The sequence below is a fragment of the Nitratidesulfovibrio vulgaris str. Hildenborough genome (assembly GCF_000195755.1).
Lineage (GTDB): Bacteria > Desulfobacterota > Desulfovibrionia > Desulfovibrionales > Desulfovibrionaceae > Nitratidesulfovibrio > Nitratidesulfovibrio vulgaris.
Genome location: NC_002937.3, coordinates 237,371 through 255,681, shown reverse-complemented (window position 1 = coordinate 255,681; position 18,311 = coordinate 237,371). Strand labels below are relative to the sequence as shown.

Genomic DNA, 18,311 nt, shown 5'->3' with positions numbered 1-18,311 from the left:
CCAAGGAAATGACGTTACGCACGGCGCAACACCTCAAATTCTTCAGCGGGCAGGAAACCGGGGTGCCGCACCGCGTTACGCCGCAGCAGGTCGCGCTCGGCATCGAGGGCGGCCACGTGCTCGACCCTGTGGGCCACTACCAGCGAGGGCAGCACCACAGGCGGCCTTACGGTGATGACCTCCGGCGCGGAACCGCCGCTCTCGGACAGGGCACGCACCGTGGCGGTACGCAGGTCGGTGAACGAGGTATGCACGGCATCGTCGCGGCTATCGTCCAGTACCCCGTCGATGGCGTCGCACACGTCCGCCCGCAGTGTGGCAGCCTCGCGCCGCGACTCCGGGGCGGAGAGCGCAGCCGACCGTGCCGCCTCGGCCACGGCGGCCTGACGCTGATAGGCGGCGATGGCCATGCGGTTCTCGGCCTGCACGGTACGCACCCGCCCGGCCCCGGCAGGCATGGTCACCTGTGGTGTCGCCCTCGCAACGGAGAGCATCTCGCGCGAGCGCTGCCCATGACCTGATGCGGGAATGCCGGCACTGTCGCCGAAGAAGGGCAACAGCAGGCTGGAAGGCGAAAGGGCCGCGAAGCCCGAGAGGGAAAGCCCGGAAAGGGCTGCCACATGTCCGGCCAGTCCCGAAGGGTCGCCGTAGACGGAACGGTACGAGGCGACATCATCCGCCACCGAACGCATGGCCATGAGCGCGTCGGACAACACACCTGCGGGCATGCCGTCACGCAACAGGTCGCGGTCGAGACGCCTGCCTGCCACGGCCAGCGCGTTGTCGGCCCGGTAGTCCGCCCGGCGGGATGAACTGACAGACCCGGCGGGGGTGGCAGCCTCGCCCGCCTCGGCGAAGGACAGGCTGAAGGCGGCCATGCCACCATCGGCCCGCGACTCGCGCAGACGGCAGCCGGTGCATACGACGGCGACCTCACCCGTCCACGGCACGACCAGTCGGCCCGGCCCTGCCTTCTCGCAGGCATCGAGCAGGGCGTCGCGCCCGGGCATGTAGTCCGGGCCGAGCACATACGCCTCTACCGAGATGGTGCGCGCCTTGCGCCCGAGGTCTTCCACATAGGGGATGTCGCGCCCGGGGAACTCGTGCAGGGCGGTGCGCCTGCCGGTCTCCATGTCGCGGACATCGACGTAGAAGGGTACGCCCCGAAAACTGGCCTCGCGCAGGTTCCTGCGCCATGCGGGTGTGTTCTGCATGGTCGCTCCTAGTTACGGGCGGACTCGCCAGTGTAGACGGTGTCGATATCCACAGGTGCCCCGCTCTGGCTCACGCGGGTGCCCGCCGGCGCGACCACCTCGAGCCTGACGTTCGACTCCGAGCGTTCGGTATGGGTGCTGCGCATCTCCTGCCGGTGCTGCGCCACGGAGGCCGCGCCGAGCTTGGGCCGTGGCGTCGCCTCGTCCTCGCCACCACCGAAGAGGGACGAGAGAGGGCGAGGCTCCGGAGCGTCATCCTCCGAGGCTCCGACCGGGTCGCCGCTCTCTGCGAAGACGCCCCGCTGCATCCACTCGGGGATGCTGTCGCGCACCCACGCCACGATCTTGTCCCACTTGAGCCACAGGGCCGTGATGCCAGCCACCAGAAGCCCGATGCCACCAGCCACCCAGCCGAAGGGCGTCGCCATCATCACCAGCCCGAGTTGCGCGAACACTCCCACAAGGCCCACCAGCGGGCCAAGCAGTCCGCTGAAGGCGGCGGCCAGCACCATGCCGAGGTTGTCCCAGCCGCCCACGAGGTCGGCCACCCACGCCAGCTTGTCGCCGAACCGCTGGATGCCCTCCCACACCTTGGGCAGCGCGTTCCATGCCGCATCGAAGAAACGGGTCAGCTTCTCGCCGATGTCCTTGGCCCACGCCTGCAATCTGCCGTCGCCAGACATCTCGTCGATCTTGGCCAGCACGCCCTCGAGCTTGCCCTTCATCCAGTCGAACACGCCGTTGGACATGACCATGCGCGTAAAATTGCCCCACGAGTCGGAGAGGTTCGACACCATGCCGCCGAAAGTTTTGGATCCTGCCTCCATGCCGCCGCCGTACTTCTCGGCCCATATCTTGGTAATTGCAGCCTGTATGGCGGCCCGGTCATTGGCTTTGACCATGAGCTTGGCTTGCTTATTCGTAGCATCTACATAGTCATAGACAATTTTATCTCCAACTTTGGAGGCATTGATACCGAACTCCTTGAGCCGTTCATTTTGCCCTGTCATAGCATCGGCGATGGCCTCTGCAGCTTGGTCAAGCGGTTTGCCCATGGCATACGCAGTATCGCCTACGGTCCTCAGTAGACCCTTGGTGGGGTCGAGACCGTAGCTGCGGAGTTTGACGAACGAGTCCGTGACCTGCGCCAACTCATAAGGCGTCTTGGCGGCGAAGTCGGATATCCAGCCCATCTCCTTCTTGGCCTTGCCCGTGTCGCCCTGATTGAGCGTGGTGAGGATGGTCTCGAACCGTTCGAACTGGCTGGCCGTGTCCACGAACTGCGTCTTGAAGGCGTAGCCAAGGCCGAGTGCAGCGGCACTGCCCGTAGCGGCCAGCGCCGCGAACGAACCGGCGAGTTGCTGCACCCGGCCATGCATCTCGTTACCGAACCTGCCGAACCGCTCCATGCCGGTCAGCCGGCTGAACCGTGAGCGTTCCGCCTCGAGGTTGCCGAACGCCTGCGTGACCCCCGACACCTTCTGCTGCAGCCGTTCCATACGGTCGTTCAGACTGCGGAACGGTGCCGAGAATCTGTCGACGGCTCCGATGACGAAGGTAAGGGCTGTTTCGCGGGTGCTCACATGCTTTCCTTGGGCAAGTCGTTGATCCGGTCGAGCCAGAAGCGGAGGTCATCCACGTCCATGTCCAGCAGGTCGCCGGGCGGAAAGTGGAAGGTGTAGGCGATAAGCCCGACGGCTACTGTCCAGTCCTCGGGCCAGCGGGCAAAAAATCGGTGACGACACCGAGCACGGTGGCGAGGTCCTCGCCGCTCAACTCTTCCATGACGCTGGGCGGCTGGCCGCACATCCTGCCACCGATGGTGAGCAGGTGGTCGTAGCACAGCGCGAGGGGTAGTCCCTTCATGTGCCTGCCCTTGAGCGGGCCTTGGAACACCAGTTCGGTGATGGTCTCGCTGCCGTTCTGCAGAGGGGTCTTGAGGGTCATGCGGCGTTCCATCAGCGCACCTCCTCGGCCTGCTTGCCTTCGAAGCGCACGGCTATCTCCGCCTCGCCGGTCTTCACCGTGCCCTCGCCCGCGTACCACGCATCGCGCAGCACGATGGTCTTGCCGTTGTGCAACTCGAGCGTGACGGTGACGCCGTCGAGCGACGTGAGCTTCTTGAGGTCGAGCGTGATGCTGTCGGTGATGGCCCCCTCAACGAAGGCCACCTGCACGGACGACTTGTAGCCATGCACCGCATCGGCCCCGACGATGGCCTCTCGCTTGTCGGTGCCGAGGTTGTACGAGAACTCGCCTTTGGCCTCCTGAAGGACGCCGTCGACCTTGAGGTAGATGCGTCCGGCGCGGGCATTGCCTGCCATGGTCTGCTCCTTGTAGGCGGGGCTTCAGGCCATGCCGAAGCCCCTTTGGTTACAAAATAAATGAGAGCTTCACGCCGCCCACGCAAAACTGGTTGACCAGATCGGGCGGCAGCATCCAGTCCAGCCGGTTGCGGTCGCGCTGGTTGCGCTCGCAGATGACCTGCTGGGCGAAGACGTCCACGTTCTCCACAAGGCCCATCTCCTCCCACATCCGGGCACGGGCGATGGCCTCGGCCTTGCCGACCTTGGGCGTGATCACGGGCTGCCCTGCCCCGAAGCGGGCGTTGTCATCCGCCAGCTTGTGGCGCGGGTACTTGCGCAGGATGTAGTTGCGGAAGTCGTACCGCAGGTAGCCCAGCGTGAGCACGGTGTTGAGGTCGAGGTAGCTGGGGTCTTCCGCCCCGTTGGGGCTGGTCTTGTAGGTGGTGATGAGTCGCTGCACTCGCACCGCGCCCCCGGCATCCACGTAGAAGGTGGAGATGCCGTCGAACAGCAGCAGGTTGTTCTCGCGCTGCGTGAACCTGTCCTTCTGCGCCGGCGGAAGCACGCCCTTGAGTTCCAGCGTCTGGAAGGGGCGCGCGGGGTCGATGTTGCCGTAGTAGGCAGCCACGGCAGCGGTCGAGGCGGCCACCTCCCACGCGGGGGTGGGCACGCCGTGGCAGTGCATGACGGTGAGGTGCTGGCTGTTGCGCCCGTCACCGAGGGTGCCGAGTTCCGCATGGGTTCCGGTGGCGGCAGAGATGGCCACGCCCTCGATCATGCGCAACGCGCCCCAGCGGTCCATCAGTTCCCTTTCGATGGCGGTCAGGCTTGCGGCATCGGTCCACGGCCAGACCAGCACGTTCCAGTGGGCATCACCAAGGGCGGCGATGAGCGGCGCGACGTCGGGGCTGGCCGTACCGCCTGTAAAGGCGGTGATGGCCACCATGAGTCCGGCGGGCGTGGATTCGCCATTGTAGTTCAGGCGCACGTCGATGCCGTTGCCTGCAAGCCCCTTGTGACGAGAGGTCAGGGTCACATCACCCGCCGTGGCGCTGGCACTGCACGGGCAGTCGGGCATGGCGTTGATGGCGGCGGCAAGGGCCGTGGCCACGGCTGCCGCCTGCTGGCCCGAGGTGACACCGCAGAGGATGCGACGCCCCCCGATGTACAGGGCCAGCGTGCCGCCTTCGGTGGCGGCCCCGGTGAGGGTCACCTTGCCGGTGGCAGCCTGCCCGGCGGGGGCATCCTCCGTGGCGATGGCGTACATCTCGGTGGTAGGGTCCGCTGCCAGATAGGTGGCGCAGGACTGCGCCAGCATGGAACCGGCACCGAACAGCGCCACGGCCTGCTGTGCCGAGGTCACGCGCACCGGCACCAGCGGTGCCTGCGCGCCCGCAGCCAGCTTCTGCCCGCAGACCAGTGTGCGGTAGGGCATGAGCGCAGGCCCCGACACGGCATTGCTGTTGTCTATCTCCACATAGACGAACGGCACACGCATGGCGTTGGGTACTTCGTTGAATCCTATGGTCATGGCCTAGTCTCCCTTTCTGGGCTTGGAAGGTCCGGCGGTGACGGGCACCACGTCTCCCGCTTGCAGCCGGCGCAGCCAGTGCGAATCGGTCGGCACCTCTGCACCTTCGGCAGGCAGGGGCTGCATGGTCGCGGGGTCGCGCACCACAAGCCCGGTGCGCGGTCTGATGTGCAGGGTCTCAGGGATGTGGGGCATGGGGAGCCTCCTGTGGCAGGGTCAGGGTGTCTTGAGCGTCGATAGTGCCGTCCGGGGTGCCAGCAGGTGAAACGAGGTCCCAGCTGACGCCCCCGGTGGCGAAGACGTCCAGCGGCGCATCCGCGAGGGGCCGCTCGTAGGTCACGGTGCAGTCGATACGGGCGCACCCCATGAGACGCTCCCCCGATGCGGCGAGGGATATCTCCACGGCGTCCAGTTCGCTGTCATCCACGAGGCCGCCGAAGGTCGGGTCGTCCAGGAGGGCAAGTTCGATCCTGTCGGCACGGTCGTAGAGGATGGCGTCGAGGTCGCGGTTGGCTTCCGCCACGACCTCGACGGCGAGGGTCAACGAACGCTCGTAGCGCCGGGGCGAGGTGTCCTTGTGGTCGGCCTTCTCCTTGAGCGCATAGACGCCCACGGCTGGCAGGTCGGCAGACTGGATGTGGCGCACGCGCGAAGCGTGCACAGCCTTGACCGCATCCCCCAGCGCCGACCGCAGCAAGGCGGCGACATGGTCGACGATGGCCTTGCGCGTGGTCATGCAGACTCCTTGTGCAGGCGTATGCGCCACATGCCGGGGTGCAGGGGTTCGCAGTCCGCCACGGTGAACCACTGGTCGCAGAAGCAGACCCGGTCGTCCTCCGCACGGGGCTTGCCGGGCAGTCCATCGCGAAGCACCACGATGCTGGGCTTGCTGCTGCTCACCTGCAGGTAGTCGCCAGCCTCCACCAGTTCGGCCCCTTCGAACCAGATGCCGTTGGTGGCCACCTGCTCGCCGCTGGCGAAGGCGATGGTCACAGGCTCCGTGAAGCCGGAAGCGAAGATGCGGCGTTGATCCAGACGGGCGCGGTCTGCGAGTCTCATGCCTTCACCTTGTCCAGAATGCGGTTTGCCTCGACCAGAACACGCTTGGAGAAGATCTCCTCCGCACGCACCTGCTGACGGAACCGCGTCTCCGGCCTGCCGAGAACGGAGAGGAAGGACGGACCATAGAGGCGCACGATCGGGTAGCTCGCCTTCTGGGTGCGCCCGTAGACCTCTCCCTTGGCGATGAATGCCCCCAGTAGCGGGCGATCCTTCTTGCCGCCTGTCGTCGAGATGAGCTTCCGGCCCGCACCTTGGCGGATCTTCACCGTGACGCCCTTCTTCGTCGGCTTCGCCCCCCAGCGGATGAGGGGGATGGACATGCGTCCCCGCGCATAGAGAACGGCGATCTTCGTACCGGGTCGAGCGTGCCTCACCCACATGGTGGCATCCACATCCTTCTTGGGAGCGGCATACTCCTCGCGGATGGCCTTGCTCGTCTCCGTCCGCATGGCGTAGATGGCCCGGTTCAGCGAGTGCACGACCACCCGTTCTATGCCGTTCGGGAGCCGCTCCACCTTACGGTAGAGTTCTCCCAGCACATGCTTGGCGTGGAACGTGTCCAGACGGGCAAGCCTCTTGTCAGCCATGGTCAGCGCTCCGGCCTGTCGTAGCTGTCCGGGTCGGGCACGAGGTCGGCCAACTGGCGAATCTTCTCCACGGTGACCTCACCCTTGCAGCGTTCGACGGCGTCCAGCACCGCGGGAACGCCATGCGTGAGGGCCAGCCGCAGCACGGTGACGAGCACTTCCTTAGACATGGTCTTCCTCCTTCACCGGGGCAGGCTGCCCCGTATTCAGGTCGTGGACGCCGACGCCCATGCCACGGGCGCAGTCGAGCAACTCGGACAGGCGGCCCGTCATGGCCACCAGCATCTGCGTGACCCTGTCGCGCTGCGTGTCGCCGGGGCTGGCCACATACTCCTCAAGGGCTATCCGCGCCGACTGGAAGGCCCCCCGGTAGATGCGGGCCACGGCCTTGGCCTTGGCATACTGCGCATCGTCGAGAGTGCCCCCGGCGTGGCCGTCTGCGAGGGCGGACATGGTGGCGTCGTAGGTCTCGCCCGCGATGACCAGCGTGTTGTAGGCGTTGTTCTCGAAGTCACTGCACGCGGCGAGCAGCAGCACGGAGAGCACGAGGGACAGGGTGCGGAATCTCTTCATGGGGCCTCCTGCCTGTGTCAGCCCACGAGGCTGGCAAGGTCGGTTGCGCGGCTCACCCAGCCGCGAAGGTACTTGGCGCGCTTGGGCGAAGCCGCGAGGTCCACATAGAAGCGGATGCGGCCAAGACACATGGCGGTGGCAAGACGCGGCTCGCCATACGGAAGACGGCAGAGCGACATGACGGCAGAGAAGGTCTTGCCGCCGAAGATGCCGTCCACGGCCACGGACTGGCCCATGCCGCAAAGAGCCTCTTGCAGGATGCGGACGGCCCGGGTCAGGCCGCAGTTCACGCCCGCATCGAACTGGCAGATGGCAATGCCCTGCGGCAGCGACTGCAAGCCCGGCCGCAGCCAGAAGTGACGGTGATACAAGGCCGTGGCCTGTTCGGGGGTGAGGCCCCGGATGTCGTCCGCGTCCACATCGCCATCACCGTCGACATCGCCCTCAAGCTGTCCGAGAGAGCGGAGCCAGCGCAGGCTTATGCCGTGGTTGGTCACGCCCCCCGGGTCGTCGGCATCATCGGAGAGGCCGCCCTCGCGCGGGAGCGTGAACTCCATGGCACGCATGAATGCTACGTCGTAGGTCATCACTTCGTTCCTGAAGCCGCCCGGCCTGCGGGCGGACAGAAGGTTTCGCGGTAGTCGCGCAGCCGGGTGGAGAGCCACTCCGGAATGGGCACACCGAAGAACTTGAGGTGGTCGAGGCAGCTCATGGCCTCGTTGACGCAAAGGTAGAAGACGAAGAACGCCCCCATGGGCACATGGAACAGCGTCCACGCCTTGCCGAGCGCGCCGTCCACGGTGGCCACCACGAACACGGCGGCGAAGTAGAAGAGGAACTTCCACGCGCCGGCGCGCATCTTGGCCCCGCTGATGCGCCTGATGCGGCAGGCGCGGACAAAGCCCAGCACGTAGTCGAGCACCAGCAGAATGGCGAGGAAGGGCAACACGTTGGCCACCCCTCCCAGCATTCCGGCCACCCACGCGAACACGGCAGCAAGAGCGGACTTGAACACAGAGTTCTCCGTCAGTTCACGGCACTGGATGCCGCACCACAGGGCTAGCTGGTCGAGCATCATCAGGCCTCGGGGGTGTCTCCGGCGGCTTCATCGCCACCGCACCCCGCCCCGGAATCGGTCCCCGATTCAGGCGTAGTGTCCTTACGGGCCTTGTCGTCAAGCAGGCTGCCAAGCTGGGCCTGCGGCGAGGCTGCCGGGTCTTCGAGCGTATCCACCGGCTTCAGGATGCGGTCGGCAGGTTCGACGGCACCCTGTTCCAGCAACTCGTCGGCAAGGTCGGGGGGCAGTGCCACGACATCGCCCGGGGCGTAGTCCTTTCGGCCCCCCTTGGAACCGTGGGTCACAGCGCACAGCAGACGCACTTTCACGCTCTTGGCCATGAGTCCTCCTAGGCCACCACGGCGGTGACGATGGATGCAGGCTCATAGGTGACGGGCAGCGGGTCGGTCTCGCCCAGCAGCCACAGCACGGAGGGGTCGCGCTCGGTCCACATCTTGGAGAAGAACTCGGCCTGCACTCCGCCGGGGCCTGCATCGAGGTCTTCGATGAGGCCGAACTCGAGCACGGCACGGGCCTTGGAGGAGAAGAGCGCCACCTTGTTGGCGGGCCATATCTCGCGGGCGGTGTCGGTGGCGTCGAAGAAGCTGCCGCCGTAGGTGTAGACCTGAAGCCCGCCATAGTAGCCCTTGAAGTCCGCCGCGAAGTCGGGGGCGAGAAGCCCGCCCTCGACACGGCGCAGGTCGAGCCGTTCCTTGACCTTGGCGTGCGAGAGGAAGGCGTTGCAGGCCGTGGTGCCGAGAATGAGCACGTCAGGCGCGTAGCCCGTGGCGTCCTTGGTCTTCTTCGTCCACGCCTCGAGGTCGGCGTTGGGGTCGCTGCCCGTATCCGACCATTTCGCCGTGCCGGTGAGCGTGACCTTGTGCTCGGCGGGCATGCCGAAGTCGTAGGCCAGACCAAGTTCGGGGATGGTCAGGGCACCCTGCAGCACATCGGCGCAGGCCTTCTCCACGGTGAGGTCGAGGCGACGCCGCAGGTCTTGCAGTTCCACGGCAAGGTTCTTCTGCGCGGCCTGCTCCAGACTCTGGCCTCCGGCCACATAGGGTGCCATGCCGGAAGGCCGGGCGAGGATCTTCTCGGGGTCGAGCTGCTTCTTGGGCCGCAACTTGGGGAACTGCAGAAAGGAGGTCGAACGGCGCGTGTTCTCGAGGATGGTCCCGCCCTTCACGGCGGAGGTGTACGGCACGACCTTGTTCTTGAAGCGGTCCGCGTCGAACTGGAGGATCTTCGCGGGGTTGGAGATGCGCTCGCGGAAGAGGATCTTCTGCAGCAGCCCGGGCTGGCCGGGCATGACCTGTACGGCCTCGGTCAGGTAGCGAAAGTCGAAGTAGTCCATGAAGGTTCTCCCTAGGCGGGCTGGTTGAGGGTCACGAAGATGCCCGCATCACGAAGCGCGGCGATGGCTGCGGCCTTCTGCGGTGCCGTGATGCCCTGCGGCCACACCAGTCCGCGGTCGAGCGCTTCGCAGTGGGTGTAGGCCACCGCCACGAGATCGCCCGAAGCGGGCACGCTGCAATCTTCAGCGAGAATGTGCGTGGGGGTCTGGCTGCCGTCGGACGCGCCGGGGGCGAGTTCCTTGAGCTTGCCCGACGCCGTGACGACGGCGAGCACGGTACCGGCCATGAGGTCACGCGCCGCGCCCGATGATGCGATGGTGACGGATTCCATCAGCGGCGGATGCGCGCCGAGGAACGGGACGAACGTCTTCTCGTAGGTGGTTACGCCATTCATGGGCGGCTCCTATCGGGTCAGCAGCCCGGCCATGCGCTGGCCGAACTGTGCAGGGGTTTCCGCACCGGGGTTGCCGGGAACGCCGGAAAGCGGCGCGGCGTGGGCCCCGACGATGCCAGCGAGGATGCGCTCCTCATGGCTGGCGCTCGGTTCCTCATGCCGGGGCTGGGCTTCGGTCGTGGCCTGCGCTGCGGGCTTGGGCAGCAGCGACGCCACGGCTTCGATCTGCGACGCGGAAAGGTTCTGCTCGAGCAGTGCCTGCACGCGGCTTGCGGCCTCGTCGCCCGCCACGGCCCTGACCGCAGCAAGGCACGCCTGCTGCTTGTCGCCGAGGCCCGTCGTGGCCTTCTCTTCGAACTGGGTACGAGCGGCAGCCACGGCCTTCTCTGCGGCCTCGCGCTCGATGGACGCCAGCAGTTCGGGGTGCTGGCTGGCAAGGTTCGCCCTGTCCATGGTCATCTCCTTGGCAAGGGTTGCTATGGCCGCTTCGCGGTCGGCCACGATGGCGGTAACGAGGCCCTGCGGCGCTTCGGAGGCGACAAAGACCTTGCCGTCCGCCCACGTCGTCAGGTTCGCGGCGTCGAGTCCCATGCTCGCGCTCACCCCGTCGGTGAAATGTCTGTAGAGAGCGGTCAGCCGTTCCTGCAGGTAGGCGCGCTCGTTGTCGGCAAGGGGGGTGTCGGGGTTGCCCACGGCCTTCCACTGGCCAGCTGTCAGATAGGCGTAGGAAAGGCCGGCCTTCTCGTTCCACTTGGACCAGTCCTCGTAGACCGAGATCACGCCGATGCTGCCCACGGTGGCCGTGGCAGGTGCCAGCACCCGCCCCGTTGCCGAGCCGATCATGTAGGCGGCGCTGGCCATGAGTCCGTTGGCATACGCCGCCATGGGCTTCGTGCCCTTGGCGCGTTCGGCACCGATGTAGTCGGCAAGCTCCTTCATGCCCGCCACGGTCCCGCCCGGGCTGGCCACATCCAGCAGGATGGCGCGCACGCCCCTGTCGGCAAGAGCCGCGGCAATGGCCGGGCGAATCTGGTCGAGCATGCCGGTGGTGTATCCGTAGCCCCAAGACCAGCTTCGGCGGGGCGTGAGCATGCCCATGACCGGGATGACGGCGACGCCATCACACAGTTCATAGGGGCGTTCTTCGCCTCCGGACACGCCGAAGGTGGCCGCCCTCTCCTCGCCGTGCGGGGGGGAAGCATCAGCAGGGAGAGGACGGCCGGGGTCATCGGAGGCTTCGGCATGGCGAAAGGCCGAGAAGAAATGTCCAAGGGCTTCGGGCATGGCGGCCCACATGCGCTCGGCAAAAAGGTCATGCAGTTGCGGCATCGTCGCCCTCCTCGGCGTCGTCGTGATTGGTGTCCCCGTCGCCATCGTCGTCAGACGGGAAGCCATCGTCTTCCGGCGGTGCGCCCGCCACGAAACTGGCGGCGTCGAGACGTGCGGCAAGGCGGGGCGCAAGACGCTGCATGAGGCGGTCCTCGTAGCCACGGGCCGCCCACACGTCCTCCACGGCAAGCCCCCGTTCACCGAGAATCTCGCCGTAGGTGGAAAGGCCGCTTTCGATGAGCGAGATGTTGGCCTTGGCTTCCTTGACGGGGTCGATGTAGCCGCGCCCCGGCCCTATCCACATGGAGGCGGTCCAGAGGGGCAATGCCTCGTAGAAACCGGGGGCAGACGTGGGCAGGGAGATGAGGCCGCGCAGGTACGCCTCTTCGATGACCATGCGGTAGATGGGCTGGCAGTAAGAACGCGCCTGCCACTGACGCCACAGCATGTAGACGCGCCACGCCTCGAGCAGGGCCGCGCGGGCACTGGAGTAGTTGGTCTTGGAGAAGTCTTTCAGCAGGGCTTCGTAGGGTATGCCCGCCGATGCGCCCATGGCCCGCACCACGAAGTTGACGAAGCCCGTCCAGTTGGCACCGGGCCGGTCGCTGGAGAGCGGCTTCACGTCGTCGCCGGGGTTGCCGTAGAGCACCTGCCCGGGGGCGTAACTCTGGTGGTAGACGCGCTCTTGCCCGCCCTGCCCGCCGGGTCCCTGCTGGAACTGCCCGAGGTAGTCCTCGACACCCTGCGTGCCGTCAGCCACCTTGATGAACAGCGGAAAGCTCGCCGCCACGATCTGCCCGATGAGCTCGTATTCGAGGCTGTCGGCAAGGTGCCGGAACAGCTTGAGCGCCGGGGAGAGGATAGGCTCGCCCCGGTACTGCTCCTCGCTGGTGCGGCGGAAGCAATGGAACGCCCCCGGACGGTGGAACAGCCTGTGCGGAATGCGCCTGAAGCTGTCGCTGCCAAGCGCCCCCCAGCCAAGCCGACCGCTCCAGAGGTCCGGCGCAGGTTCCGCCACCCACAGGGCGCAGGGCCTGCCAAGGCGGTCGAGTTCCACACCGTCACGCATATTGTGCAGGGCGCGCTTGTCAGACGGGGTGCAGAGCCTCTCCGGATGCACGGGCTGCATGCGAAGGCCGAGAAAGCCCCCTTCCTTCGTCGGGTCCACCATGACCGGGATGTGCAGCATCTCGCCATGGACGAGCGCCGAACGCAGCCCCATGAACTGAAGGTCTGCGAAGTGCTGCCCTTCAAGCCCGGCAGACTCGCACCACAGTTTGAAGATGGACTCCATCCTGTCGCCGATGTCGCGCGCCTGCTCTTCATCAAGGCCCAGCAACGCCGCCGGAATGATGGACTGCGGGAACAGGCCGTTGGCCCCCACCGCGTTGAGTGTGATGGTGTCCACCATGGAACGCCCGGCCCAGTCGTTGGCGACAAGGTCCTCACTCCGGGTGGAGGCGGTGGTGCGCTCCTGACCGCCCGCCACAAGGCTGGGCCGCCACGGCCGATAGTTGGACAGCGTGCCCCTGAAGGCCCCGGCGTCGCGCGAGACAGGCTGCACGACGCCGGGAACCAGCGGGGAGGAGGCACGACCGACAACGGCGTGACTGAAGGAGGCACGGATGCCCTGACAGGCAGGACGCCTGAACGGGCGGCGGGCATGTGGACGAAGGGCGCGCATCCGCTACCCCCGTCCGATGACGGGCCGCACGGCGAGCGGCCCGGGGCGACGCGGACGCCCCGACTGCGCGGCAAGCAGCAACTGCCGTTCGCGCTGCAGGTACGCCAGCTGTTCGCGGATTTCAGGCAGCGAGTAATGGCTCACAGATTGCCCGCTGATCGTGTAAAAACGGCCAGAGGAGACCGCCAGCAAGGCTGCCTTCCAGTCCGCTATCTGCGCGTCGAGTTCTTCAAGGGTCCAGAGGGTAGACATGCCGGCAACGTAGTACGCTGCCGGCATGTTGTCGTGGACGTGGTGGACGTGGTGGACGTGCTGGACAAAAAGTTGAGAAAACGCTGTTTTTTTCTCATCACGCGTCGGCGGCTCTGGCCCATTTCTTCGGAGGGAAAGGGTGTCCACTATTACCGACTCCCCCTTTGTTGCTAAAGGGTGTCGTCATTACCGACATCCCTTTCGGTGCTGGATGGTGTCGGCATTACCGACCCCACCGGCATGACATGCAGAGCCTATAGCACTCTGACATCTTCCACCGGCACGAGCCTCATGCCTCCTCCGACCCTGACCACCCCCACGAACCAGTGACCGGAAGCATCACGGAGGGGGCTTTCAGTCAGCACAAAGGTGACATCACGCAAAGCAAGCCCCGCGAAGCGGCGTCCGTTCGGCACTGACACCCGCATCCCCCGCAACAGAGGGGGCGGCGACTCGGGAGTAACATCTTGCCCCGTCAACGCCGTTGCCAGCATTGCCCCGATCTCAGCTGTGGAGTGATAGGCATGCGCGCCAGAACGCCCGTCTGCCCACCGCCCATCGATACGAAGCCTGAAGCGTCCTGAAGGCTCTCCCCACTCGGACGCATCATAGAGCTCGACCTTCTGCCGCCTTGCCTCGCTTTTAAGGCAAAAAGACGAATGTACTTTGCGCCGTTCAGACATGATTTTGCCCCGATTCAACGCAAGACGATGTTCTAGCGAGGTGCTCTAGACAATCGCGTTCATACACCCATATGCCCTTGACGCGCCCGTACCGCCGCGAAGGCAAAAGGCCCGTGTTCACAAGGTTATAGAAGAAGGAACGGCTGCATCCTAAAACGTCGCACGCCTGCCTCCAGTTGAGCTTGCGCCCCAAATCTTTCCCGCTGTTCATCTCGCACCTCCCCACCAGCCCGGACGGGCTCCATATCTCGGAGACGCCGGCACTGACTGTGCCTCATGCTGCGTCTTCGTTTGCTGCTGTGGCTGCTTCCAGTTACGCACGCCAAGGGCAAAGGCCCCGGCAAGGGCGAGCACCTCGCAGTCCCAATAGTGGTTATCCCGCCCCGAAGGGCAGACCCACGCCTGCTTCTGTTCATCGTAGTATTCTGCGACCATCTCCCGCGCGTATTCCAGCGGCGTGTCGTGGTGCAGGTGAAAGGCACCGGGGTCTTCCGGCGCAATGGAAAGCTTCGCCGCAAGGTCGTTCTTGAAGAACGTCGTATCCACCTTGAGCAGGCGCAGACCGCCCGGAATGCGGCGCTGCGTGCCCGGATAGTACTCCAGGGGCGAATAGGTCAGGGGTGCAGCCTGATGCTGCTTGCCCTGCGTGGGAAAGATGCGGCCCTTGTTGGCGGCACAGAAGGCGTAGACCTCTTTCGTCCGGTGGCCCATGGAGTCTTGCAGGGCGAGGCGAACCCGGTATTCGTTCCCATGGCCGTCGCGGTAGACACTGCCCCAGAGAATCTCGGCCAGTGCCGGAAAGGTCGGCGCGGTGCCGCACTGGATGAGCCAGCTTTCATCCTCCTGCCCCCAGCCGAAAGCGCGGATGACATAACGGAAGTAGCCCCGGTGCTCGTCGCTACCCTGCGTGTCGATACCTGCCACCAACGCAGCGATGCGCGGCGTACCATCGTCGCCAAGCGGCCCCGGTACTATGCCGCGCGGTCTGTCGTCGCACAGGGCAAGGATGCGGTCCTCGTCACGATCCACACGATGAAGGCGCCATGGCTCCGCCTTGAAGTTGTTGCAGAAGTCCTTCAGGTCCACCTGATTCTTCGAGGCGTTCCACCGCAGGAAAGACGCCGCCACCTTGGACAGCGACACGAAGTACGAGAGCCACGCAGGCAGATGAAAGCCGATGTTCGCGGGCCGGTGCGTGTCGAGGTGGGCCTTCAGTTCAAGCCCTGTCGACCGTTCACGCCACAGGCCAAGGCGCACGGCCCGGTCGCGGTCGCCGTCATGCCATACGCTGCCGCAATGCTCGCAGACATACTCGGCAAGCTGGCGCGAAAGCACGTCCTCCGGGTCGCGGACGTCCTCCGGCCAGCGGATTCTATCGAAGGTCATCAGCTGTTCCATCGCGCAGTGTGGGCAACGCACATGATAATCGAACACGGCCTGCGCCTCGCGCGTCATGAATTTCCAAATGCCTTCAGCTTCGACGGTCGGGGTGGAGAGCTTCCAGATACGCGCCTTGTGCCGCCACGTGATGGTGCGCTTCTCGGCAAGGGCTTCGGGAGACGCCTCTTTCTTGCTTTCTTGGTATTTGTCCAACTCATCCAACACGAGGTAGCGGATGGGCTTGTTGCCCAGCCGTGCCGGGGAACCTGACCACGCAAGGAAGATCGGCATATGCTGCAGGTTGATGCGCAGGCTTGATTTGTCGTCCGCCGACCCCGTCAGGTACGTGGCGAGACGCGGGCTACCCTCTATCATGGGCTGGATGCGGTCCTTGGCATTCTCGCGGGCGGTGAGTTCATCGGGGTAGACATACATGACCGGCCCCGGGGAGCGGTCGATGGCGTACCCGATGCAATTGTGAATGGCCTCGGTGATGCCCGACTGCGGGCACTTGCACACGCCGATCTTCCGCACCGCCTCGTGAAAGCTGGCATCCATGATGCCCACGCTGTAGGGTGTGATGGAGTTATGCCAGCGACCGGGGACTGAAGAGTATCCAACCACTCTATGTTGCTCGGCCCACTGGCTCACTGGCATGGGTGTACGCCGCCGCATGACGGCGCGCTCACCACGCGAGAACGAGAAGGACCATTTTCCTGCGCTCTTTTTCAAGCGCGCTAGGACGCGGACGCGCAGGTCTGGATGGAGGTTGGCCGGTAGGCGCATCGCTATACGCCTTACATCATCCTTCTTCGCAGGTGTCGGGCATAGGGTCGTCTGCATCGTCAAAACGCACCTCGTAGGTCATAGGCCGCGCATACTCGTTGAGTGCCGCATCCAGTTGGCGTTCAAAGAACGACAGAAGGTCGGGTGCCTTCTTCGGATTACCCTCGGCGGTGTGGATGAGGTCGAGCAGGCTCGTCTCAAACATGGTTCGCAGCCCCGTTGCCAGCACCCCGGCACGGGCCGCCAGTTCGACCTCCACGTCATCGCGCAGGATGTACTTGCCGGCGCGCACCTCGTTCTTGAACCGTTCGGCCTTGGCCTGTTCCTCAAGCTTCTCGGCCTCTGCCTTGGCCTTGCGCGAGGCGTATTCCTGCGCCTCTGCCGTTTCCTTCTCGGGCAGGGCATGCGTGGGCAGGCTGGCCGCGTAACGGTCCACGTCACGCTTGCGGTAGGTTCCGTCAGGCTGTGCCTTCAGAAGCCCCCTGCCCTTGTCCTGATACAGCTTGCTCTGGCTGATCTTTCGCCCCTGCTCCTGCAGATGTGCCAGCACATCCTTGAGCGAGCCGAAGCTCTGCTTTGTGTGCATCACTTGCTCCAGCATCTTTGTGACCCGCTCAAGGAGCCGCAGGTGCTCCGCAGACGGATCATCATTCACCAGACGCTTGGCGGCCTCTTTGGCTTTGAGCAGCAAGGGCAGATCGGTCTCCGCACTCTTGTCCACGAGAGACAGCAAATCATGCTCATGCATGGGCCACCTCCCTCGCCAGCGGCACATCGGCAAATGACGCGCCGCCTTCCAGTACCGCTGTCTTGCCTGTGACTTCCTCCCATCGCCGGACAATCACGTCCGCAAAACGGGGATCAAGCTCCATCGTATTGCAGCGCCTTCCCATGCGCTCGCAGGCGATGAGTGTCGTTCCGGAACCGCCGCAGGGGTCGAGCACCAGCCCGCCGCGAGGAGAGCTGTTGGCCACCATGCGTTCCACGAGTGCCACGGGCTTCATCGTGGGATGCAACTCGGAGCGTGCGGGCTTTGCCACCGCAAGAATCGAGGTGGAAACCTCCTCCACCGTCACATCCTGCCCCCGGATGAGCAGCACAGCGTCTCCCGTAGCCACCTGCCACACTCCCTCGCCAGCTGGCAGGACCGTCTGCCCGGCGAAGTGCTCCAGCAGCGTGGTGTGCTTACGGTTGCCGTACCAGCGGTGCTTGCCCGTCGGCTTCCACCCGTAGAGGATGGGTTCGTGCTGCCAGTGGTAGTCGCCTCGCCCAAGTACGAGTTGATGCTTGCGCCAGATGAGACATGACGCGAGCTTGTAGCCGGCGTGGGCAAAGGCCTTGCGAAACGCCGTACCGCCTCCGGCCTCGGAATGGGCCACATAGGCGGCAGCCCCGTCGGCCAAGGCTTCATAGGAGCGCGACAGAAGACGCAGCAGGAAAGCATCGAAGTCTTCCGGACTCATCTTGTCGTTCCGGATTTTCCCGGCCTTGCCGGAGTAGTCGACGTTGTAAGGCGGATCGGTCCACAGCATGTCTGCCTGCTCGCCAGCCATGAGCCGGACAACATCTTCCACAGACGTGCTGTCGCCGCAGAGAAGACGATGCCCACCCATGTTCCAGACATCACCCGGGCGGGATGTAGGCGTTTCAGGGAGAGGAGGAACCATGTCCGGATCGCTCTCTCCGGCAAGGGAGACACCCTGCAGGAAGGCGTCGAGTTCCGCATCGGCGAAGCCGGTCATCGTCACATCCACGCCGTAGTCGCGCAGGCTGGCCAGTTCGACGCGCAATGCCTCGTCGTCCCATTCGGCCCATGTCGCCGAGCGGTTGATCAGTAACCGGAAGGTCCGCACCTGCGTTGGTGTCATGTCATCCACGACGATCACCGGCACACTGGCCATGCCCATGACGAGCGCCGCCTTCAGCCGCAAGTGGCCGTCCACCACTTCTCCGGCCCCGGTGACCAGCAAGGGTATCCGGAAGCCGAACATACGCAGGGCGTCCACCATACGGGGTATGGCATCCTCATTACGACGGGTGGCATGTTCGCTATGGTGAAGCCTGTCCACGGGCCAGTTCTCTATGTTGAGGTTTTCCATCCGCTAGGATTCCTGTTAT

General features: G+C 65.1%; 23 protein-coding genes. All 23 read right to left on the bottom strand.

Translation table 11 applies throughout. From position 1 onward, the window contains the following. Positions 1–14: 14 nt before the first annotated feature. Positions 15–1,214 (bottom strand): DNA circularization protein, encoded by a 1,200-nt coding sequence (locus DVU_RS01030; RefSeq protein ID WP_010937524.1) that lies wholly within the window; start codon positions 1,212–1,214, stop codon positions 15–17. Between the two features lie 8 nt (positions 1,215–1,222). Then, positions 1,223–2,797 (bottom strand): tape measure protein, encoded by a 1,575-nt coding sequence (locus tag DVU_RS01025; RefSeq protein ID WP_164928114.1) that lies wholly within the window; start codon positions 2,795–2,797, stop codon positions 1,223–1,225. A gap of 115 nt (positions 2,798–2,912) precedes the next feature. Next, positions 2,913–3,173, bottom strand: coding sequence for a phage tail assembly protein (locus DVU_RS01020; protein ID WP_010937522.1), 261 nt, complete (start codon positions 3,171–3,173; stop codon positions 2,913–2,915). Continuing rightward, the gene (locus DVU_RS01015; protein WP_010937521.1) at positions 3,173–3,538 is read right to left on the bottom strand and encodes a phage tail tube protein; all 366 of its coding nucleotides are present in this window, start codon (positions 3,536–3,538) and stop codon (positions 3,173–3,175) included. The genes DVU_RS01020 and DVU_RS01015 overlap by 1 nt, the downstream gene beginning before the upstream one ends. Before the next feature lie 49 nt (positions 3,539–3,587). Next, on the bottom strand, positions 3,588–5,051 hold the full coding sequence (locus DVU_RS01010) for a phage tail sheath subtilisin-like domain-containing protein (protein ID WP_010937520.1): 1,464 nt from the start codon (positions 5,049–5,051) through the stop codon (positions 3,588–3,590). Between the two features lie 3 nt (positions 5,052–5,054). Further along, positions 5,055–5,246, bottom strand: a complete 192-nt coding sequence (locus tag DVU_RS01005) for a DUF2635 domain-containing protein (RefSeq protein ID WP_010937519.1) — start codon at positions 5,244–5,246, stop codon at positions 5,055–5,057. Further along, the gene (locus DVU_RS01000) at positions 5,230–5,787 is read right to left on the bottom strand and encodes an NUDIX hydrolase (protein WP_010937518.1); all 558 of its coding nucleotides are present in this window, start codon (positions 5,785–5,787) and stop codon (positions 5,230–5,232) included. The genes DVU_RS01005 and DVU_RS01000 overlap by 17 nt, the downstream gene beginning before the upstream one ends. Then, on the bottom strand, positions 5,784–6,110 hold the full coding sequence (locus DVU_RS00995) for a head-tail joining protein (RefSeq protein ID WP_010937517.1): 327 nt from the start codon (positions 6,108–6,110) through the stop codon (positions 5,784–5,786). The genes DVU_RS01000 and DVU_RS00995 overlap by 4 nt, the downstream gene beginning before the upstream one ends. Further along, entirely contained in the window at positions 6,107–6,700 is a 594-nt protein-coding gene (locus DVU_RS00990; RefSeq protein ID WP_010937516.1) for a hypothetical protein, read from the bottom strand. Before DVU_RS00990 ends, DVU_RS00995 begins: the two co-directional genes overlap by 4 nt. Before the next feature lie 2 nt (positions 6,701–6,702). Continuing rightward, a complete protein-coding gene (locus tag DVU_RS00985; protein ID WP_010937515.1) occupies positions 6,703–6,870 on the bottom strand; it encodes a peptidase M16 in 168 nt (55 codons plus the stop codon). Then, a complete protein-coding gene (locus DVU_RS00980; protein ID WP_010937514.1) occupies positions 6,863–7,273 on the bottom strand; it encodes a lipoprotein in 411 nt (136 codons plus the stop codon). Before DVU_RS00980 ends, DVU_RS00985 begins: the two co-directional genes overlap by 8 nt. A 17-nt stretch (positions 7,274–7,290) precedes the next feature. After that, positions 7,291–7,860 carry a glycoside hydrolase family 108 protein gene (locus DVU_RS00975; protein WP_164928113.1) on the bottom strand — a complete coding sequence of 190 codons (570 nt, stop codon included), beginning with the start codon at positions 7,858–7,860 and terminating at the stop codon, positions 7,291–7,293. After that, positions 7,860–8,351 carry a phage holin family protein gene (locus DVU_RS00970; RefSeq protein WP_226987317.1) on the bottom strand — a complete coding sequence of 164 codons (492 nt, stop codon included), beginning with the start codon at positions 8,349–8,351 and terminating at the stop codon, positions 7,860–7,862. Before DVU_RS00970 ends, DVU_RS00975 begins: the two co-directional genes overlap by 1 nt. Next, complete coding sequence (locus DVU_RS00965) at positions 8,351–8,671, bottom strand: hypothetical protein (protein ID WP_010937511.1); 321 nt, start codon at positions 8,669–8,671, stop codon at positions 8,351–8,353. The genes DVU_RS00970 and DVU_RS00965 overlap by 1 nt, the downstream gene beginning before the upstream one ends. Positions 8,672–8,679: 8 nt before the next feature. After that, entirely contained in the window at positions 8,680–9,684 is a 1,005-nt protein-coding gene (locus DVU_RS00960; protein ID WP_010937510.1) for a major capsid protein, read from the bottom strand. A gap of 11 nt (positions 9,685–9,695) precedes the next feature. Further along, the gene (locus tag DVU_RS00955) at positions 9,696–10,079 is read right to left on the bottom strand and encodes a head decoration protein (protein WP_010937509.1); all 384 of its coding nucleotides are present in this window, start codon (positions 10,077–10,079) and stop codon (positions 9,696–9,698) included. Between the two features lie 9 nt (positions 10,080–10,088). After that, the gene (locus DVU_RS00950; RefSeq protein ID WP_010937508.1) at positions 10,089–11,408 is read right to left on the bottom strand and encodes a S49 family peptidase; all 1,320 of its coding nucleotides are present in this window, start codon (positions 11,406–11,408) and stop codon (positions 10,089–10,091) included. After that, complete coding sequence (locus DVU_RS00945; protein ID WP_010937507.1) at positions 11,392–13,092, bottom strand: phage portal protein; 1,701 nt, start codon at positions 13,090–13,092, stop codon at positions 11,392–11,394. Before DVU_RS00945 ends, DVU_RS00950 begins: the two co-directional genes overlap by 17 nt. 3 nt (positions 13,093–13,095) lie before the next feature. Further along, a complete protein-coding gene (locus DVU_RS00940) occupies positions 13,096–13,344 on the bottom strand; it encodes a hypothetical protein (protein ID WP_226987316.1) in 249 nt (82 codons plus the stop codon). Positions 13,345–14,019: 675 nt separating this feature from the next. Next, the gene (locus tag DVU_RS00930) at positions 14,020–14,238 is read right to left on the bottom strand and encodes a helix-turn-helix domain-containing protein (RefSeq protein ID WP_010937505.1); all 219 of its coding nucleotides are present in this window, start codon (positions 14,236–14,238) and stop codon (positions 14,020–14,022) included. Continuing rightward, a complete protein-coding gene (locus DVU_RS00925; protein ID WP_010937504.1) occupies positions 14,235–16,193 on the bottom strand; it encodes a phage terminase large subunit family protein in 1,959 nt (652 codons plus the stop codon). The genes DVU_RS00930 and DVU_RS00925 overlap by 4 nt, the downstream gene beginning before the upstream one ends. 16 nt (positions 16,194–16,209) lie before the next feature. After that, positions 16,210–16,941, bottom strand: a complete 732-nt coding sequence (locus DVU_RS00920; RefSeq protein WP_010937503.1) for a hypothetical protein — start codon at positions 16,939–16,941, stop codon at positions 16,210–16,212. Then, complete coding sequence (locus DVU_RS00915) at positions 16,934–18,292, bottom strand: DNA modification methylase (RefSeq protein WP_010937502.1); 1,359 nt, start codon at positions 18,290–18,292, stop codon at positions 16,934–16,936. Before DVU_RS00915 ends, DVU_RS00920 begins: the two co-directional genes overlap by 8 nt. Positions 18,293–18,311 lie beyond the last annotated feature (19 nt).

Excerpts from the sequence above, each read along its gene's own strand:
- DVU_RS01030 (WP_010937524.1), bottom strand. The coding sequence starts at position 1,214 with ATGCAGAACACACCCGCATGGCGCAGGAACCTGCGCGAGGCCAGTTTT.
- DVU_RS01020 (WP_010937522.1), bottom strand. The coding sequence starts at position 3,173 with ATGGAACGCCGCATGACCCTCAAGACCCCTCTGCAGAACGGCAGCGAG.
- DVU_RS01015 (WP_010937521.1), bottom strand. The coding sequence starts at position 3,538 with ATGGCAGGCAATGCCCGCGCCGGACGCATCTACCTCAAGGTCGACGGC.
- DVU_RS01010 (WP_010937520.1), bottom strand. The coding sequence starts at position 5,051 with ATGACCATAGGATTCAACGAAGTACCCAACGCCATGCGTGTGCCGTTC.
- DVU_RS01005 (WP_010937519.1), bottom strand. The coding sequence starts at position 5,246 with ATGCCCCACATCCCTGAGACCCTGCACATCAGACCGCGCACCGGGCTT.
- DVU_RS01000 (WP_010937518.1), bottom strand. The coding sequence starts at position 5,787 with ATGACCACGCGCAAGGCCATCGTCGACCATGTCGCCGCCTTGCTGCGG.
- DVU_RS00995 (WP_010937517.1), bottom strand. The coding sequence starts at position 6,110 with ATGAGACTCGCAGACCGCGCCCGTCTGGATCAACGCCGCATCTTCGCT.
- DVU_RS00990 (WP_010937516.1), bottom strand. The coding sequence starts at position 6,700 with ATGGCTGACAAGAGGCTTGCCCGTCTGGACACGTTCCACGCCAAGCAT.
- DVU_RS00985 (WP_010937515.1), bottom strand. The coding sequence starts at position 6,870 with ATGTCTAAGGAAGTGCTCGTCACCGTGCTGCGGCTGGCCCTCACGCAT.
- DVU_RS00980 (WP_010937514.1), bottom strand. The coding sequence starts at position 7,273 with ATGAAGAGATTCCGCACCCTGTCCCTCGTGCTCTCCGTGCTGCTGCTC.
- DVU_RS00975 (WP_164928113.1), bottom strand. The coding sequence starts at position 7,860 with ATGACCTACGACGTAGCATTCATGCGTGCCATGGAGTTCACGCTCCCG.
- DVU_RS00970 (WP_226987317.1), bottom strand. The coding sequence starts at position 8,351 with ATGATGCTCGACCAGCTAGCCCTGTGGTGCGGCATCCAGTGCCGTGAA.
- DVU_RS00965 (WP_010937511.1), bottom strand. The coding sequence starts at position 8,671 with ATGGCCAAGAGCGTGAAAGTGCGTCTGCTGTGCGCTGTGACCCACGGT.
- DVU_RS00960 (WP_010937510.1), bottom strand. The coding sequence starts at position 9,684 with ATGGACTACTTCGACTTTCGCTACCTGACCGAGGCCGTACAGGTCATG.
- DVU_RS00955 (WP_010937509.1), bottom strand. The coding sequence starts at position 10,079 with ATGAATGGCGTAACCACCTACGAGAAGACGTTCGTCCCGTTCCTCGGC.
- DVU_RS00950 (WP_010937508.1), bottom strand. The coding sequence starts at position 11,408 with ATGCCGCAACTGCATGACCTTTTTGCCGAGCGCATGTGGGCCGCCATG.
- DVU_RS00945 (WP_010937507.1), bottom strand. The coding sequence starts at position 13,092 with ATGCGCGCCCTTCGTCCACATGCCCGCCGCCCGTTCAGGCGTCCTGCC.
- DVU_RS00940 (WP_226987316.1), bottom strand. The coding sequence starts at position 13,344 with ATGTCTACCCTCTGGACCCTTGAAGAACTCGACGCGCAGATAGCGGAC.
- DVU_RS00930 (WP_010937505.1), bottom strand. The coding sequence starts at position 14,238 with ATGAACAGCGGGAAAGATTTGGGGCGCAAGCTCAACTGGAGGCAGGCG.
- DVU_RS00925 (WP_010937504.1), bottom strand. The coding sequence starts at position 16,193 with ATGCGCCTACCGGCCAACCTCCATCCAGACCTGCGCGTCCGCGTCCTA.
- DVU_RS00920 (WP_010937503.1), bottom strand. The coding sequence starts at position 16,941 with ATGCATGAGCATGATTTGCTGTCTCTCGTGGACAAGAGTGCGGAGACC.
- DVU_RS00915 (WP_010937502.1), bottom strand. The coding sequence starts at position 18,292 with ATGGAAAACCTCAACATAGAGAACTGGCCCGTGGACAGGCTTCACCAT.